Raw genomic sequence first — 17,473 nt, forward strand, 5'->3', positions numbered from 1 at the left:
CCTCAGGCCACCGTTAGTAGCCGTAACGCAGCCTTAGCGCTTCCGGATAAGGCTCAAAGTAACGCTGCTCGGCAAGGTAATCATCCGGATATTCCGTCATGTAATGCTTCAGCAAAGTGATCGGCGCCAGCAGAGGTTGCACTCCCTGCCGATAGCGATCGATCAGTTGGGTGAGTTCCTGTCGCTGCGACGAATTAAGCTGGCGGCGAAAATAGCCCTGAACATGCATCAGCACATTGGTGTGATTACGCCGCGTTGCCGGGTGCGCCATCAGCTTCATCAACCTCAGACGGTATTCCCGGGCAAAATCGTCCAGCGATTCCCATGTATCAATACCGGCCACAAAACGCCCCAGCTCACGATATTCGGGTTGCGAATGCGCCAGCAGCAACAATTTATAGCGGCTATGAAACGCAATCAGCGCCCCGCGGCTTAGACCTTGCCGCCAGATCTGATGCAATTCATGCAGGGTATAAACCCGCTCAATAAAGTTTTCCCGCAGCCCCGGATCGTGCAGACGGCCATCTTCCTCCACCGGCAGCCAGGGTAGCTGACGCAACAGTTCCTGGGTAAACAGTCCCGTACCGCTTTTTCGCGCATTCTTTTGCGACGCGTCATACACCCTCACGCGCTCCATACCGCAGCTGGGCGATTTGGCGCAGACAATGTAGCCGCACAACTGGTGTAGCCGGCTGACTTTTTCAGCGGAGAAGCGGCGCATCTGTTGAGTGACATCCAGCGGCGAACCATTGCTGGCGCGCAGGATAATGTGTCCTTCCGCGTTTTTTATCAGCCGCAACGCCGGACGCGGCACCGGCAACCCAACGGCCATTTCCGGACAGACGGGTTCAAAATGGAAGTACGGTGATAGTTGCTCGACAGCAAACGCCAGGCGCTTATGCCCGCCGTCAAAACGCACCGGATTACCGAGCAGGCAGGCACTTATACCAACCGGGATCGGATCTAACGTCATGATTGCCCCCTATAAAAAAACAGTCCGCTATACCCAGCATAGCGGATCCCAACGCCGCGCAGGGAAAACCTGGGGGAAAATAAGGTAAGAAATCATAAGATTAATCGGCGTATCCGTAGAACATCGCCGGAAGCGATGCTCAACGGCGCCGGCGACGACGCGGGGAGTAACCGGCAGGATGACCCGCCATAAAAAACCCGCCGAAGCGCTGAGGAATCCCCACAAAAAAACCTTGTTAATATTTTATATTTAACAGACTGATATTAAACATATATTCAGTACTTAAACCGTTTGTCTCACGGCGTAAGAAATTACGCTGAGGTGAACGACCCCGCGAATGAGCAGCATGGATGCTGCTCAAGCCAGTGCCGCGTCGGGAACGCGTCACTGGCGGTTCGGAAAAGGGGACGGCCGCCGAAGGAACCGCGTCAGCGGCGTGATTTCAGCCACAAGCCCGGGTCCGGAGGGTGGTGGCGTTTGAACCACCCTGCGTCGGGCGCGTGCTACGACGTGGCATGAAAAAGCCTTTCTTTTCGCGCACGAAATATTCTTCGATATGACATATTCCGATTTATGGGGAGCCTTCAGCGCCGAAGCGGGGAGTAAACCAAAAAGAGTAGTAAGCGGAATTATTTATATAGCAGATTGATTAGTAAAAATCACAGGATGCCGCTTCCGACTGCGCCATCCCTGCCCGTTTACTGCCGCCACCGCGCCATTTTTATACTTTTTTTACGCCCAACCACCGGAAATTTGCACCTTCTTTTCCCGCCGTTCAGTAGCCTGCTGCCATTAATTCTTGATTACACCCGGAGGGGTTTTATGACTCTCGGCATCCTTTTGGGCAGCCTGCTGGTGCTGCTTTTATTGAGTTATCTGGTTTATGCCCTGCTGAAGGCGGAGAACTTCTGATGATCGCTGACGTTTTTTTACCGATCGGCGGCTTGCTGCTGATACTGATGTTACTGGCGCAGCCGCTGGGCAATGTATTGGCGCGCTTGATCGAAGGAGAAAGCGGCGCGCTGCTGCAAAAATTTGAAGCGGGAGCCGCGCGTTTTTTAATGATTCATCACGGAGAAATGCATTGGCGGCAGTATGCTCTGGCGCTTCTGACCTTTAATTTGCTGGGTTTCGTTGTGCTGTTCGGCCTGTTGATGACGCAGGGATCCCTCCCCCTCAACCCGGAAAACATGCCGGGATTATCGTGGCATCTGGCGCTCAATACCGCCGTCAGTTTCGTCACCAACACCAACTGGCAGGCTTACAGCGGGGAAAATACGCTGAGTTATCTGAGTCAGATGGCGGGATTAACCGTACAGAACTTCCTCTCCGCCGCGACGGGGATCGCGGCCGCCTTCGCGTTAATCCGCGCATTTTCCCGTCACGCCGTAGATACTCTGGGGAATGCCTGGTTCGACCTGCTGCGCATTACCCTGTACATTCTGCTGCCGCTGTCTCTCTTGTTGGCGCTCTTCTTTATCAGTCAGGGAACGCTGCAAAACCTGTTGCCCTATCAACAGGTCACCACGCTGGAAGGCGCAACGCAAACTCTGCCCATGGGCCCCGTTGCGTCTCAGGAGGCCATAAAACTGCTGGGCACCAACGGCGGCGGCTTCTTCGGCGCAAACTCCGCTCATCCATTTGAAAACCCCAGCGAGCTGAGCAACATCGTGCAGATGCTGGCTATTCTGCTGATCCCCGCCGCGCTGTGTTTTGCTTTCGGCAAAGCGGTTAACGATCCCCGTCAGGGATATGCCCTGCTATCGGCCATGGTACTGATATTTATCGTGGCGGCGGCGCTGACGATGTACGCGGAACATGACGGTAATCCGCATCTGCTGGCGCTGGGAGCGGATAGCGCCGGCAACCTGGAAGGCAAAGAAACCCGCTTTGGCGTTCTGATGTCCAGCCTGTATGCCGTGACAACGACGGCGACGTCGTCCGGTGCGGTCAATGCGATGCACGACTCGTTCACCGCGCTGGGCGGCATGGCGCCGATGTGGCTGATACAAATCGGCGAAGTGGTGTTCGGCGGCGTCGGCTCCGGCCTATACGGCATGCTGCTGTTCGTTTTACTGACCGTTTTTATCGCCGGACTCATGATCGGACGCGCCCCGGAATATCTGGGGAAGAGGATCGACGTCTACGAGATGAAGATGACGGCGCTTGCCATTCTGCTGCCCCCGGCTCTGACGTTACTCGGCACGGCGTTGGCGATCGGCAGCGAAGCCGGGCGCAGCGGTATTCTTAATCCAGGGGCGCACGGCTTCAGCGAGGTGCTCTATGCCGTGTCTTCAGCCGCCAATAATAACGGCAGCGCCTTTGCCGGACTAAGCGTCAACACGCCGTTTTATAACCTACTGCTGGCAGCGGTCATGCTGCTGGGGCGTTTTGCCGTCATGATCCCGGTGCTGGCTATCGCTGGGTCGCTGGTGGTCAAAAAACGCCAGCCGGAAAACAGAGGTTCCCTATCCACCCGCGGCCCCTTGTTCATCGGCATGCTGATCGCCGTCATCTTGCTGATCGGCGCGCTGACGTTCATCCCCGCCCTGGCGCTGGGGCCGATTGCCGAATATTTACAGTTCGGCCAAGTTCACTAAGGCTAGAGACGATCTATGACCCGCCAAACGAGCACGACTCAAACGATAACTGAACATTCATCCGCGCCACAGAACAATATGCTCCGTCATGCCAAGCGGCGTAAAACGCAATCGCTGTTTGATATGGCGCTGCTGCGCACCGCGCTGACGGATGCAATCAAGAAGCTCGATCCCCGTATACAGTGGCGCAATCCGGTGATGTTCGTGGTTTATCTCGGCAGCCTGTTGACCGGTATTATCTGGCTGGCGATTCTGGCCGGCGCGGCCTCCGGGGATGCGACATTTACCGGCCTGATTTCGCTCTGGTTATGGTTTACGGTTCTTTTCGCCAATTTTGCCGAGGCTTTGGCGGAAGGGCGCAGCAAAGCGCAGGCGAACGCCCTGAAAGGCGTGCAAAAAACCAGTTGGGCCAATAAACTTGCGGCGCCGCGGCACGATGCGGCGACAGAAGCGATCCCGGCGGATAACCTGCGTAAGGGCGATGTAGTTCTCGTTAAGGCCGGAGAAATCATTCCGTGCGACGGCGAAGTGCTGGAAGGTAGCGCCTCCGTGGATGAAAGCGCGATTACCGGCGAGTCCGCCGCCGTTATCCGCGAATCCGGCGGCGATTTCGCCTCCGTAACCGGCGGAACCCGCGTACTGTCCGACTGGCTGGTGATCCAATGCAGCGTCAATCCCGGCGAAACGTTCCTCGACCGGATGATCGCCATGGTGGAAGGCGCCCAGCGACGGAAAACCCCTAACGAGGTAGCCCTGACCATTTTGCTGATTGAGCTGACCATCATCTTCCTGTTGGTCAGCGCCACGCTATATCCCTTTTCCTGGTTTGGCGCGGCGGCCAACGGCAACGGAGAAACCGTCAGTATTACCGTCCTGGTCGCCCTGCTGGTTTGCCTTATTCCCACGACGATCGGCGGACTGCTCTCCGCCATTGGCGTGGCGGGCATGAGCCGTATGCTGGGCGCCAACGTCATTGCATCAAGCGGACGGGCGGTGGAAGCGGCGGGCGATATCGCCGTGCTGCTATTGGATAAAACCGGCACCATCACGCTGGGCAATCGTCAGGCATCGGCATTTCTGCCTGCGCCGGGAGTCACGGAACAAACGCTGGCGGATGCCGCCCGGCTGGCATCGCTGTCCGATGAAACCCCGGAAGGCCGCAGCATCGTGATCCTGGCCAAACAGCGTTTTAATCTGAACGATCGCAGCCTGCAGGATAACGACGCCGTCTTTGTGCCGTTTTCCGCGCAAACGCGGATGAGCGGAGTTAACATTCAGCAGCGAATCATTCGCAAGGGCGCCGTCGATGCCCTGCGCCACTATATTGCAGCCAATCAGGGCAGTTTCCCGCAGCAGGTGGAAGCGTTGGTTTCCAATGTCGCCCGGCGCGGCGGAACGCCTTTGGTCGTCGCGGAAGGGAGACGCGTATTGGGCGTGGTGGAATTGAAAGACATCGTCAAAAGCGGCATCAAGCAACGTTTCGCCGAATTGCGCAGCATGGGAATCAAAACCGTGATGATTACCGGCGATAATCCTCTCACCGCCGCCGCGATTGCCGCCGAAGCCGGGGTGGATGATTTCCTGTCGGAAGCGACGCCGGAAACCAAACTGGCGCTGATTCGCCAGTATCAGGCTGAAGGCCGGTTGGTGGCCATGACCGGCGACGGCACCAATGATGCGCCCGCGCTGGCGCAGGCCGACGTTGCGGTGGCGATGAACTCCGGCACGCAGGCGGCGAAGGAAGCGGGCAATATGGTCGATCTGGATTCCAATCCGACCAAGCTGATCGAAGTGGTGCATATCGGTAAACAGATGCTGATGACGCGAGGATCGCTAACCACCTTCAGTATTGCCAATGACGTCGCCAAATACTTCGCCATTATTCCCGCGGCGTTCGCCGCCACCTATCCCCAGCTAAATGCGTTGAACATCATGCATCTGCATTCGCCGGCTTCCGCCATGCTTTCGGCCACCATTTTCAATGCGCTGATCATCGTATTCCTGATCCCGCTGGCGTTAAAAGGGATTAGCTATCGGCCAATGAGCGCCGCGGCGCTGTTGAGCCGCAATCTGTGGATTTATGGGCTTGGCGGGTTGGTGGCGCCGTTTCCCGGCATCAAACTGATCGATATGTTGCTAAGCGGATTGAATCTGGTTTAACCATTGACGGGTAATCACTATGCGTAATTTACGTTCCGCCCTGTTTCTTTTAATCATGTTAATGCTGTGTACCGGCCTGGCTTATCCATTGCTGACCACGGAGCTGGCGCAGCGGCTATTCCCTTCCCAGGCCAATGGCTCATTGATTTACCGTGATAATATCGTCGTCGGGTCGTCGCTTATCGGCCAGGCATTCAACCAGGATAACTATTTCCATGGGCGCCCTTCCGCTACCGCGGATACCCCCTATAATGCGCTGGCTTCAGGCGGCAGTAATCTGGCGGCCAGTAACCCGGCGCTGGATACACAGATCCGGCAACGCGTCGCGCAGTGGCGCCGGAGCACCAACAGCCCGCTGCCGATTCCGGCTGATTTGCTGACCGCCTCCGGCAGCGGACTGGATCCGGCTATCTCGCCGGAAGCGGCGCGCTATCAGGCCGCGCGTATCGCTCAGGTCAGGGGGATCGCTTTGCCGCGGGTGCAACAATTGATTAGCCGTTTTACCCAAACCAGTACACCGGCGTTTATCGGCCGCCCAACCGTAAATGTACTAATGTTGAATCTGGCGTTAGACCGGGAAAAAAAACTGCCCAGATAAGGAAACACCATGATTACTGGCGAAGATCATCGTCCGGATCCCGATAGCCTGCTGGCGCAAATTGATGAACCGCCATGCGGTAAGCTGAAAATATTCTTCGGCGCCTGCGCCGGCGTAGGGAAAACCTACGCCATGTTACAGGAAGCGCAGCGGCTACGAGCCCAGGGGCTGGATGTGTTAGTCGGCGTGGCGGAAACCCATGGACGCAGCGAAACCGCCGCCTTACTGGAAGGTTTGCCGCAGTTGCCGCTAAAACGCATCAATCATCATGGGCGTCACCTTGTCGAATTCGATCTCGATGCCGCGTTGGCGCGTTGTCCGGCACTAATCCTGATCGACGAACTGGCGCACAGCAACGTGGCGGGCTCACGGCATCCCAAACGCTGGCAGGATGTTCAGGAACTGCTGGATGCCGGTATCAACGTATTCACCACCGTTAACGTTCAGCACCTGGAAAGCCTGAATGACGTGATAGGCGGCGTAACCGGAATTCAAGTACGGGAAACCCTGCCCGATCCGATCTTTGATAATGCCAATGAAGTAATACTGGTGGATTTGCCGCCGGACGATCTGCGCCAACGGCTGAATGAAGGTAAAGTTTATCTGCCGTTGCAGGCCGAACGGGCGATAGAAAACTTCTTCCGCAAAGGTAATCTGATCGCGCTGCGTGAGCTGGCATTAAGACGTATGGCCGATCGGGTCGACGATCAAATGCGGGCGCTACGGGCGGTTCAAGGGCGGGAGCATATCTGGCATACCCGTGACGCCATCTTGCTATGCATCGGCCATGGACCGGGAAATGAAAAGCTGGTGCGTACCGCATCGCGGCTGGCGGCCCGGTTGGGCAGCGTCTGGCATGCCGTTTATGTCGAAACGCCCAGTCTGCACCAGTTACCGGAAGCGCGGCGGCGGGCGATTTTACGCGCGCTCAAACTTGCGCAGGATCTGGGCGCGGAAACGGCGACGTTATCCGATCCGGATGAAGAATACGCCATATTACGTTATGCCCGGGAACATAATCTGGGAAAAATTGTTATCGGCCGCCATGCCGAACAACGCTTTGGCTGGCGGTGGCGCGCCCGCTTTGCCGAGCGCTTAGGTAAACTGGGGCCGGACCTTGATTTGGTGATCGTCTCCGTTAAAGATGAGGCTCCCAGGCCGGCCAAAGCGCCGGATACGCGCGGCTTGATTGAAAAGTGGAGAATGCAGCTTTACGGCTGCGCGATGGCCGCCATACTGTGCGCCGCGATCACGCTGTTGGCGCTCTGGTCCCCCTTCTCTATGTTGGAATCAGAGAATCTGGTGATGATTTACCTGCTGGCGGTCGTGGTTATCGCCCTGTTTTATGGTCGCTGGCCCTCGGTGTTCGCCGCAATAATCAACGTCGCCATCTTCGATCTGTTTTTTATTTTGCCGCGCGGCACCCTTGCCGTTTCAGACGCCCAATATCTTGTCACCTTTGCGGTGATGTTGGGCGTCGGTATTTTGGTGGGCAACCTGACCGCGGGCGTGCGTTATCAGGCCAAAGTCGCCCGCTACCGCGAACAGCGCGCCCGGCATCTCTATGAGATGTCAAAAACGCTGAACCGCAGCCTGTCCAGTGCGGATATCGTAAAAGCCAGCCATCATTTCCTCAGCACCACGTTTCAAGCCAGAATCGCGCTACTGCTGGCCGATAACCCCGGCCATTCCTCGCCAGAGCTACAGCAACCGGCGCTCGACGGTCAGGAGCAGCTTATCGTCGATAACGCGATTGCCCGCTGGAGCTTCGATCATCGTACGCCTGCCGGGGCAGGCACCGCCACCCTGCCCGGCGTCCCCTACCAGATACTGCCGTTGGCCACGACGCAGCAAATCTTCGGCGTGCTGGCGATTGAGCCGGACAATATCCGGCAATTGATGGTTCCCGAACAACAGCGCCTGCTGGAAACCTTTACCGTATTGATCGCCAATGCGCTGGAACGCCTGTTTCTAATGCAAAGCACGGAAAACGCCCGCCTGAATGCGGAGCGCGAGCAATTGCGAAACTCACTGCTCGCGGCCCTCTCCCATGATTTGCGCACGCCGTTGACGGTACTGTTCGGCCAGGCCGAAATTCTGACGCTGAATCTGGCTGACGAAGGCTCGCCGCACGCACGCCAGGCCAGCCAAATCCGCCAGCAGATCCTGAATACCACGCGGCTGGTGAACAACCTGCTGGATATGGCCCGCATTCAATCCGATGGCTTTCATCTGCGCAAATCGTGGCAAACGCTGGAAGAGTTGATCGGTAGCGCATTACAGCAGTTGGAAAGCGCGCTGGAGAAAAATACGATTCGGGTGAATCTATCCGACGATATGATTCTGGTTTATTGTGATGCCAGTCTGGTTGAGCGGGTGCTAATCAACCTGTTGGAAAATGCGCTGAAATATGCCGGCGAGCAGGCAATCATTACGATAGAGACGACAATAAGCCAGCGGCCGGCTACGCCGGATGATTGGCTGGAAGTGATTGTGCGGGATAATGGGCCGGGTATCGCAGCCGGGCAGGAACAGGTTATTTTCGACAAGTTCGCCCGCGGCCATAAAGAGTCGTCAATCCCCGGCGTGGGATTGGGGCTGGCGATATGTCGCGCCATCATCGACATTCACGGCGGCCGCATCTGGGCGGCCAATAGCGAAACGGGCGGCGCCGCATTCCATTTCACCCTGCCGCTATCCGCCCCGCCGGCGATCGAACCTGAAGATCTTGAGGAGAACTGAATTCATTGCAGACCGCCATTTTGATCGTGGAAGATGAAAAAGAGATCCGCCGCTTTGTCCGTCTGGCGTTGGAGGCCGAGGGTTGTCGCGTGTATGACGCCGACACCCTGCAGCGCGGCTTGATTGAAGCGGCGACGCGTAAACCCGAACTGATTATTCTCGATCTCGGCCTGCCGGATGGCAGCGGCATCGACTATATCCGCGATCTCCGCCAGTGGAGCAGTATGCCGATTATCGTGCTGTCGGCGCGCACTGACGAACAGGATAAAATCGAGGCGCTGGATGCCGGGGCGGACGACTATCTGACCAAGCCGTTCGGTATCGGTGAATTGATGGCCCGGGTACGCGCCGCATTGCGTCATCACGGGCGTTCACAGCAGGAGACGCCGCTGGTGTGTTTCGGGAATGTAACCGTTGACCTGCTCAATCGCCTGGTCAGCCGCGAAGGCCAGGAATTACACCTGACGCCGATCGAATTCCGCTTACTGGCGATACTGGCGGCGAACCCGGGCAAGGTACTGACGCAACGTCAACTGCTAACCCAGGTTTGGGGGCCGAACGCCGTAGAACACAGCCACTATCTGCGTATCTATATGGGGCACCTGCGCCAGAAATTAGAAGTGGATCCCGCCCGGCCGCGCCATCTTTTAACCGAAACGGCGATTGGCTATCGTTTTATGCCGTAAATCTGGTTATCTGCCAGCGCCCGGCGTAACATTTCTGCGTTATTTCGTTCAAGATGAACCTTTCCATTTTCGCTTATTTATTCTGGGATCTCATATTATGACTAGCTGGTTAATCTATGCCTTGCTATCTGCGCTATGCGCCGCTCTGGTCGCCATCTTCGGCAAAATCGGCCTGCAAAATCTGGATGCCAATACCGCAACGGCAATCCGTGCTGTCGTCATGGCGCTTTTTTTAGTCGGTGTGGTGGTGGTACAGGGGAAAACGGCGCTGGTCGGTGAAATCATCGCCAATAAAAAGGCGTTGATGTTTATTCTGCTCAGCGGCGTGGCCGGCGCCATGTCGTGGCTGTTTTACTTTGTCGCGCTGAAAAACGGCAATGTCGCCCAGGTAGCGCCGATCGATAAACTCAGCGTGGTCTTTGCCGTGGTGCTGGCGGCGTTGCTGCTGGGTGAGAAAATTTCGCTGATGGCCGGCGCAGGCGTGGCGCTAATCTCGGCGGGCGCGCTGCTTATAGCTCTGGGATAAAAGGCGCTGCGATGCAGCGCCAGACAGGATCATTACTTGGCGTTAGCCAGCACGGTGCTGACGATTTCTACCGCTTCTTTCTCAATGCGTTCCCGGTGCTCTGCGCCAAGGAAGCTCTCACAGTAGATTTTATAGGCTTCTTCCGTACCGGAAGGCCGCGCCGCAAACCAGCCGTTATCGGTCATCACTTTCAACCCGCCGATAGGGGCGCCGTTGCCTGGCGCCGCCGTCAGACGCGCGGTGATCGGATCGCCGGCCAGCGTACTGGCGGACACCTGTTCAGGCGACAACTTGGATAGCGCCGCTTTCTGCGCGTGAGTCGCCGGAGCCTGGATACGGTTATAGCTTGGCGCGCCGAAGCGTTTGGCCAGTTCATCATAATGCTGCTGCGGGTTCTTACCCGTTACCGCAGTAATCTCTGCGGCCAGCAGACACATAATGATACCGTCTTTATCCGTTGACCACGGCGTGCCGTCAAAGCGCAGGAATGATGCCCCCGCGCTCTCTTCGCCGCCAAAACCCAAACTGCCGTCGAACAGTCCGTCGACAAACCATTTAAAGCCGACCGGCACTTCCACCAGCTTACGGCCCAGATCCGCCACCACACGATCGATCATCGCGCTGGAAACCAGCGTTTTACCTACCGCGACGGACTCGCCCCACTGAGGACGGTGCTGGAACAGATAGTTGATGGACACGGCCAGGAAATGGTTCGGATTCATCAGGCCGGCAGGCGTGACGATACCGTGACGGTCGTAGTCCGGATCGTTGGCGAAAGCCAGATCGAATTTATCACGCAGCGCCAGCAACCCGGCCATGGCGGAAACCGATGAGCAGTCCATACGGATCACACCGTCGTGATCCAGCGTCATAAAGCGGAATGTCTGATCGATGGAATCGTTCACCAGCGTCAGATTCAGCTTGTAATGCTCGACAATACGCTGCCAGTAAGTAATACCGGACCCGCCCAGCGGATCGACGCCCAACGTCAAACCCGCACGCTGAATCGCCGCCATATCCACCACGTCGGACAACCCTTCAATATAAGGCTGCACCAAATCCTGCTCATGGATACGACCGCTCTTCCAGGCCTGATCCAGCGTAATACGTTTCACCTCTCGCAGTTCGTCAGCCAGCAACGCATTCGCCCGCTGTTCGATCACGCTGGTGACGTTGGTATCGGCAGGGCCGCCGTTCGGCGGATTGTATTTGATGCCGCCATCTTCAGGAGGATTGTGGGACGGCGTAATAACAATACCATCCGCCTGCGCGCCGCCTGCGCGGTTGTGAACCAGAATGGCGTTAGACACCGCCGGCGTGGGGGTAAAACCGTTGTCCTGCTGGACAATGATATCCACGCCATTTGCCGCCAGCACTTCCAGTACCGAAATAAATGCCGGTTCGGACAGCGCATGCGTATCTTTGCCGACGTAGCATGGACCGGTAATGCCCTGCTTGCTGCGTTCCTCGGCAATCGCCTGCGCTATCGCCAGGATATGCGCTTCATTAAAACTATGACGCCCCGCGCTGCCGCGATGACCCGAGGTACCAAACTTCACCGCATGCGCCGCGTTTCCGACTTCCGGACGCAGGACATAATATTGTGACGTCAACTGAGCCACATTGATTAAATCGCTTTGCCGGGCAGGCTGTCCGGCTCTTGAGTGATTAGCCATTGACGTTTCTCTCTGACGCTGTGAGTTAGATGGTTCCGCAAACTTTCTCTGTCAGTTCTACCGGGAACTGCATCGACAGCATGATGTGTTCGACCATGCTTCGTTTACGACCGGTATTGGTGTTGGTAATAACCCAGTATGGCGTACCCGGGATATGTTTGGGCTTGGTATGCGTGCCATTCTGAAGTAGCGTTTGCTGATCGCCCGCGAAATAGACCCGCGTACGGCCATGAAGCGATTCCGTCGCCTGGGCGAATTCCGGCGGCGACAGAAGATACAGCTGAGACAATACCAGCATGAAACGATTGATCGCCTTATGCTGCTCGGCATATTCATCCGATAACAGTAGCTCGCGCATTGCCCGAACCCGATCGCCCGGACGCGGGGATGAAGCGGGCGGCGTATTTGCCGCAACGTCCGCTGCTGGCGCCGCGGTGGACTGACCGGCGGTAAATTTCAGCATGCGCCGTAAAATATCCGATGCGCTTTCACCGATATGCTGCGTGTGGCTGGCGATATAACGATAAAGCTCTTCGTCGACCTCAATAGTTTTCATCTTTATCCAGTACTGTTTTATTACTCAAATCAATCGTCAAGAAGTATACAAGCGAACAACGGCTTTCGAACAGCGGCAGAACGCAGACAACGCAAAAACTCGGATTATGCCTTGCTGACGCGGTCCTCGCCGACGGGGTTAGACTTGCTTCTTCCGCGGTAACCTTGTGTTGTAAACTAATGATACCCTAAGCGCCTGTATCTCTGAATGAACTTCACCATGAAATTGAATTATCGTAGGCATGATGCGCATCAACCCAACGGCCAATTACCCATAGTCCTTATTCATGGGCTGTTTGGCAATCTGGATAATCTTGGTGTACTGGGACGGGATTTGCAAAATCAGCACGATGTATTGCAACTGGATCTGCGCAATCACGGCCTGTCGCCGCGTTCGCCGCAGATGACCTATCCGGCAATGGCGCAGGATGTTGTGGAATTACTGGACGAGTTGAATATCGAGCGGGCAATCGTGATCGGTCATTCGATGGGCGGGAAAGTGGCGATGTCGCTCAGCGCTCTTATTCCGCAGCGGCTGGCGAAGCTGGTGGTGATTGATATCGCGCCGGTCGATTATCAGACCCGTGGACATGATGATGTATTTGCCGCGTTACGGACCGTCACCGATGCCGGGATCGCCTCCCGTACGCAAGCCGCCGACCTGATGCGTCAATATTTGAAGGAAGAAGGCGTCATTCAGTTTTTGCTGAAATCTTTCCAGCAGGGTGAATGGCGGTTCAATGTCCCGGCGCTGTGGGATCAATATGAAAACATCGTTGGCTGGCAGGATATTCCCGCCTGGCAGGGACCGGTGTTGTTTATTCGCGGCGAAAACTCGCCTTATCTGGATGACGCCTACCGGGAAGCCATACTACGCCAGTTCCCCATGGCCCGCGCGTATGTGGTGAGCGGCGCGGGACATTGGGTCCATGCGGAAAAACCCGAGGCGGTCTTACGCGCGATTCATCGTTTTCTGGATGCGAGTTAACCAGGCGGCCCGGATTAACCATTGTCGCCGCCAGTACGGCTGGGGTATGATGGCGCCCGCAGTAGAGGGACGGCTGATTCAGCCACAGGCGTTGTAACCACATCATCAAAATGTCCGCGTTATAGGTTATTTAAAGGCGTGCGCATTTTGGTCCGAATACCTTGCAGTATCATTACCTATGGCAAAAGAACAAACGGATCGTACCACGCTGGATCTGTTCGCAGACGAGCGTCGGCCGGGCCGCCCAAAAACCAACCCGCTTTCACGTGATGAACAGTTAAGAATCAATAAGCGTAATCAGTTGCGACGCGACAAAGTTCGTGGTTTGCGGCGGGTAGAGTTGAAAATTAACAGCGAGGCCGTCGATATACTTAACGACCTGGCGGCGCAGCGTAATATCAGCCGTAGTGAACTTATTGAAGAAATTTTGCTGGCGCAATTGGCCGGGAAAAAATCTGACTGAAATAAGTCGGACTTCCCGGCCGCGCGGCGCCATCCCTGACGCCCTATAAATAATCAGAACTTTTCCCAATTATCATTGCTTGGCGGCAATGCCTTCTGCGCCGTTGCCGCTATCGCGGCTTTCGCAACCGTGGTGGTTTTCGCCGCCGTTACCGGCTGGGAGTGCTGCTCGGACAACTGAAACAAAGAGACGGTCTGATTCAACAGCGCCGCCTGCTCTTCCAGCGACTGCGCCGCTGTCGAAGCCTGCTCGACCAACGCCGCATTCTGCTGGGTGACGCTATCCATTTCGGCTACCGCCTGACCAACCTGGGCGATCCCTTTGCTTTGCTCTTCCGATGCGGAAGCGATCTCTCCCATGATGTCGGTCACGTTAGTCACCGCGCGCACAATTTCGTGCATGGTATTGCCGGCCTCTTCAACCAGGTGAGAACCGGTGTCGACACATCGGGCAGACTCTGAAATCAGCCCCTCGATTTCTTTGGCCGCCTGCGCGCTGCGCTGCGCCAGACTTCGCACCTCGCCAGCGACGACCGCGAAACCACGCCCTTGCTCGCCGGCACGGGCCGCTTCCACAGCGGCGTTCAAGGCCAGGATATTGGTCTGAAAAGCGATGCCGTTAATCACGGTGGTGATTTCGGAAATTTTTCTCGAACTCCCCGAAATTTCCGACATGGTTTTCACCACGTTCTCAACAATATCGCCCCCCTTCTTCGCCGTCGTCGAGGCCTGCAACGCCAGTTGGCTGGCATGGTTGGCGTTTTCGGCATTCTGTTTTACCGTTGCCGTTAATTGTTCCATGCTGGCGGCGGTCTCTTCCAGCGCGGAAGCCTGCTGCTCGGTACGCGATGACAGATCGTTGTTTCCGGCGGCAATTTCTGAGGAACCCTGATAAATGGAATCCGTGCTGTTTCTGATAGTCCGGACCGTGTTCGCCAGACTGGTTTGCATTTCACGCAACAGCGGAAATAACCTGCCGACACAGTTACGACCGAAATCGGCAATCGGCTTTCCTAACTGGCCGGAGGCAATCACGCTGAAGTGATCGCGCAAATCGTTTAATGGGCGAACCAAAAACTTCACCAGATAGCGATCGGTCAGGAACAGCATAATCAGCCCGATGACCAAACCTGACAACAAAATGTTTTGACCAATCGTCGTGATCTGCTCAAACCGCACGCCGGCGGCAACAAATTTTTCAGATGCGACCTTGTTGAAGGCCGACATCGATGCGCCGAACTGACGGCTTAATGGCGGTACCACGTCTCTGGCCTGAACCTGGTAGTCATCCAGCAAATTTGCGGAGGCTTTCTGATATAAAGGTTCAACGCCTTGAACAATCAGCGTATTCCAGTCGCGACTGGCCGCCTGCACCAGTTCCTCATCCAGCCCCGCATGATCTATGCCGTTGAATGCCGTTAAATCCGCTTTTAACGTATTAAGCGCATTCAATGCCGATGCCTGTTCTCTATCCGCCGAGACATTATCGCCGTTGCGGCGTGCATCAACGGCGCGGGCCAAACGCGTCACCATACGGAAATACTGATCGTTGGCCTGATTAACAAAATTCATGTTTTCCACCAGTAGGCTGCTGGTTTTAGACGTATTTGTCATCTCCTTGAAAGAAAATAGGGTGTATATCGACACGCCGCCCCATAGTACGCAGAAGGTGCCAAGCACCCACAACATGGCCGTTCTGATGGCAATGTTCTTTAAAAATTTCATAGTTCACTCCAAACCTGAGCACGCATAAAAAAAGGAAGGTTTTGCAGTCAATCGACCGAGGGATACCGAAAATTCGGCTAATCAGGATCTTGTCACCTCTCCCCGACGCTAACGTCCCGTCACGTTGGAACAGATACAATCACGCTTGTTAATCGACAAAGCGCGGAGAATGTTTAGCCTCGGAACTGTACTTACCGGCGCTAATTTTCTATTCTTTGAACAACCTCATAACTTTTCATAAACATAAGCTTTATTGATTCATTCGGAATGTGACTAAAGGATATAAACATGGACAGATCATGGGCGGCTCAATTCAGTAAATGGACGACGACAAAATTCATGCCGCGATTTACTTATCCTTACCGATACGAGTTTCTCATGCAGTGCGTGTCTGTTATTATTAGCCGATAAGTGGGTAAAAGACTGCTCCATATCATTAAGAATCAAGAGGTTATTCAATTCATGGCACTCATAGGAATTTTCTTTGGCAGTGACACCGGCAATACCGAGAACATTGCCAAGACCATCCAGCAACAACTGGGACCAGACGTTGCCGAAGTTCATGACATCGCCAAAAGCAGTAAAGAAGATCTTGAAGCTTTCGATATTTTGCTGTTGGGTATCCCGACCTGGTACTACGGGGAGGCCCAATGCGACTGGGATGACTTTTTCCCTACGCTGGAAGAAATAGACTTTACCGGCAAACTGGTTGCCCTGTTTGGCTGCGGCGATCAGGAAGACTATGCCGAGTACTTCTGTGACGCGATGGGCACCATCCGCGATATTATTGAACCGCGCGGGGCGACTATCGTCGGACATTGGCCGACGGAAGGATATTACTTTGAAGCCTCTAAAGGTCTGGTTGATGATAAGCACTTCGTTGGTTTGACCATCGACGAAGATCGTCAGCCCGAACTGACCAATGAGCGTGTCACCGCCTGGGTGAAACAGATCAGCGAAGAGCTGAATCTGAAAGAACTGGTCGGCTAAGACGATTTTCCGGCTCTGATAGTGTTCCTGTCAGAGCCGGATTAATAGAAAAAACCTCTCGTAAAGATTGATACATTTTTCTAACTTCTTCCTATAAGTATGTACAATACCCACATCGGTTATGTGCATTCGTTTTGGTGTACCCCACTACCAACAATGGATTGCATGGTACATCCATATTGTGTGTGGAAATAATATTGTTAACATTTCATTGTTTTCATTTTGTATGCACGGTTCTATAATTGAGACGCTATTGCATTTTTGAGCCGACCGATGTCATAGGCTAGATAGCCTCCATTGATAAGTAAGCAACAGGACTAAATCCGCATGACTGACAATAACACCGCATTAAAGAAGGCCGGCCTGAAAGTCACTCTTCCAAGACTAAAAATTCTGGAAGTATTGCAGGACCCGGAGTGCCACCACGTCAGTGCGGAAGATTTATATAAGAAACTGATTGATATGGGCGAAGAGATTGGTTTGGCGACCGTCTACCGCGTACTGAATCAGTTTGATGATGCTGGTATCGTTACCCGCCACAATTTTGAAGGCGGAAAATCAGTTTTCGAACTGACACAACAACATCATCATGACCATCTGATTTGCCTGGATTGTGGCAAAGTCATTGAGTTCCGTGATGAGTATATCGAAGCACGCCAGCGCGAAATCGCGGAAAGACACAACATCAAACTGACCAACCACAGTTTGTATCTGTATGGCCATTGTAGTGGAGGGGATTGCCGTGAAGACGAAACCCTGCACGACGCAAAAAGATAAATCTACCGCATAAAA

The 17,473-nt window shown here is 54.9% G+C and carries 15 protein-coding genes; 11 read left to right on the forward strand and 4 right to left on the reverse strand.

What is annotated here, in order from left to right; translation table 11 throughout:
• Positions 1–13: 13 nt before the first annotated feature.
• Complete coding sequence (locus ACN28R_RS12215; RefSeq protein WP_095834546.1) at positions 14–973, reverse strand: YbgA family protein; 960 nt, start codon at positions 971–973, stop codon at positions 14–16.
• An 822-nt stretch (positions 974–1,795) separates the two neighbouring features.
• On the opposite strand from ACN28R_RS12215, the gene kdpF reads away from it, so the two are divergent.
• From kdpF to ACN28R_RS12250, 7 genes are all read left to right on the forward strand, one after another.
• Complete coding sequence (kdpF, locus tag ACN28R_RS12220) at positions 1,796–1,885, forward strand: potassium-transporting ATPase subunit F (RefSeq protein ID WP_072065792.1); 90 nt, start codon at positions 1,796–1,798, stop codon at positions 1,883–1,885.
• The gene (kdpA, locus tag ACN28R_RS12225) at positions 1,885–3,573 is read left to right on the forward strand and encodes a potassium-transporting ATPase subunit KdpA (RefSeq protein WP_095834547.1); all 1,689 of its coding nucleotides are present in this window, start codon (positions 1,885–1,887) and stop codon (positions 3,571–3,573) included. Before kdpF ends, kdpA begins: the two co-directional genes overlap by 1 nt.
• A 78-nt stretch (positions 3,574–3,651) precedes the next feature.
• On the forward strand, positions 3,652–5,733 hold the full coding sequence (gene kdpB, locus ACN28R_RS12230; RefSeq protein WP_236840242.1) for a potassium-transporting ATPase subunit KdpB: 2,082 nt from the start codon (positions 3,652–3,654) through the stop codon (positions 5,731–5,733).
• A 19-nt stretch (positions 5,734–5,752) separates the two neighbouring features.
• A complete protein-coding gene (gene kdpC, locus ACN28R_RS12235) occupies positions 5,753–6,331 on the forward strand; it encodes a potassium-transporting ATPase subunit KdpC (RefSeq protein ID WP_095834549.1) in 579 nt (192 codons plus the stop codon).
• 9 nt (positions 6,332–6,340) lie between these two features.
• A complete protein-coding gene (gene kdpD / locus ACN28R_RS12240) occupies positions 6,341–9,073 on the forward strand; it encodes a two-component system sensor histidine kinase KdpD (protein ID WP_048635655.1) in 2,733 nt (910 codons plus the stop codon).
• A 5-nt stretch (positions 9,074–9,078) separates the two neighbouring features.
• Complete coding sequence (gene kdpE / locus ACN28R_RS12245) at positions 9,079–9,759, forward strand: two-component system response regulator KdpE (protein WP_082152952.1); 681 nt, start codon at positions 9,079–9,081, stop codon at positions 9,757–9,759.
• 97 nt (positions 9,760–9,856) lie between these two features.
• Positions 9,857–10,285, forward strand: a complete 429-nt coding sequence (locus ACN28R_RS12250; RefSeq protein ID WP_048639607.1) for an EamA family transporter — start codon at positions 9,857–9,859, stop codon at positions 10,283–10,285.
• A gap of 32 nt (positions 10,286–10,317) precedes the next feature.
• On the opposite strand, the gene pgm is transcribed toward ACN28R_RS12250, so the two are convergent.
• A complete protein-coding gene (gene pgm / locus ACN28R_RS12255; protein ID WP_095834550.1) occupies positions 10,318–11,961 on the reverse strand; it encodes a phosphoglucomutase (alpha-D-glucose-1,6-bisphosphate-dependent) in 1,644 nt (547 codons plus the stop codon).
• Positions 11,962–11,986: 25 nt separating this feature from the next.
• Positions 11,987–12,517, reverse strand: coding sequence for a replication initiation negative regulator SeqA (gene seqA / locus ACN28R_RS12260; RefSeq protein WP_048635658.1), 531 nt, complete (start codon positions 12,515–12,517; stop codon positions 11,987–11,989).
• 219 nt (positions 12,518–12,736) lie between these two features.
• Here seqA and ybfF point away from each other — a divergent pair, with 219 nt between their 5' ends.
• Complete coding sequence (ybfF, locus tag ACN28R_RS12265; protein WP_095834551.1) at positions 12,737–13,504, forward strand: esterase; 768 nt, start codon at positions 12,737–12,739, stop codon at positions 13,502–13,504.
• Between the two features lie 178 nt (positions 13,505–13,682).
• Positions 13,683–13,967 (forward strand): LexA regulated protein, encoded by a 285-nt coding sequence (gene ybfE / locus ACN28R_RS12270; protein ID WP_048635660.1) that lies wholly within the window; start codon positions 13,683–13,685, stop codon positions 13,965–13,967.
• 53 nt (positions 13,968–14,020) lie between these two features.
• Here the strand turns inward: ybfE and ACN28R_RS12275 are convergent, their stop codons facing one another.
• On the reverse strand, positions 14,021–15,691 hold the full coding sequence (locus ACN28R_RS12275; RefSeq protein WP_095834552.1) for a methyl-accepting chemotaxis protein: 1,671 nt from the start codon (positions 15,689–15,691) through the stop codon (positions 14,021–14,023).
• A gap of 462 nt (positions 15,692–16,153) precedes the next feature.
• Between ACN28R_RS12275 and fldA the strand changes: the two genes are divergently transcribed.
• Together fldA and fur are read left to right on the forward strand one after the other, a co-directional pair.
• The gene (gene fldA / locus ACN28R_RS12280) at positions 16,154–16,681 is read left to right on the forward strand and encodes a flavodoxin FldA (RefSeq protein WP_048635662.1); all 528 of its coding nucleotides are present in this window, start codon (positions 16,154–16,156) and stop codon (positions 16,679–16,681) included.
• 327 nt (positions 16,682–17,008) lie between these two features.
• Positions 17,009–17,458, forward strand: a complete 450-nt coding sequence (gene fur / locus ACN28R_RS12285) for a ferric iron uptake transcriptional regulator (protein WP_048635663.1) — start codon at positions 17,009–17,011, stop codon at positions 17,456–17,458.
• Positions 17,459–17,473: the final 15 nt, after the last annotated feature.

The organism is Brenneria goodwinii (assembly GCF_002291445.1).
Lineage (GTDB): Bacteria > Pseudomonadota > Gammaproteobacteria > Enterobacterales > Enterobacteriaceae > Brenneria > Brenneria goodwinii.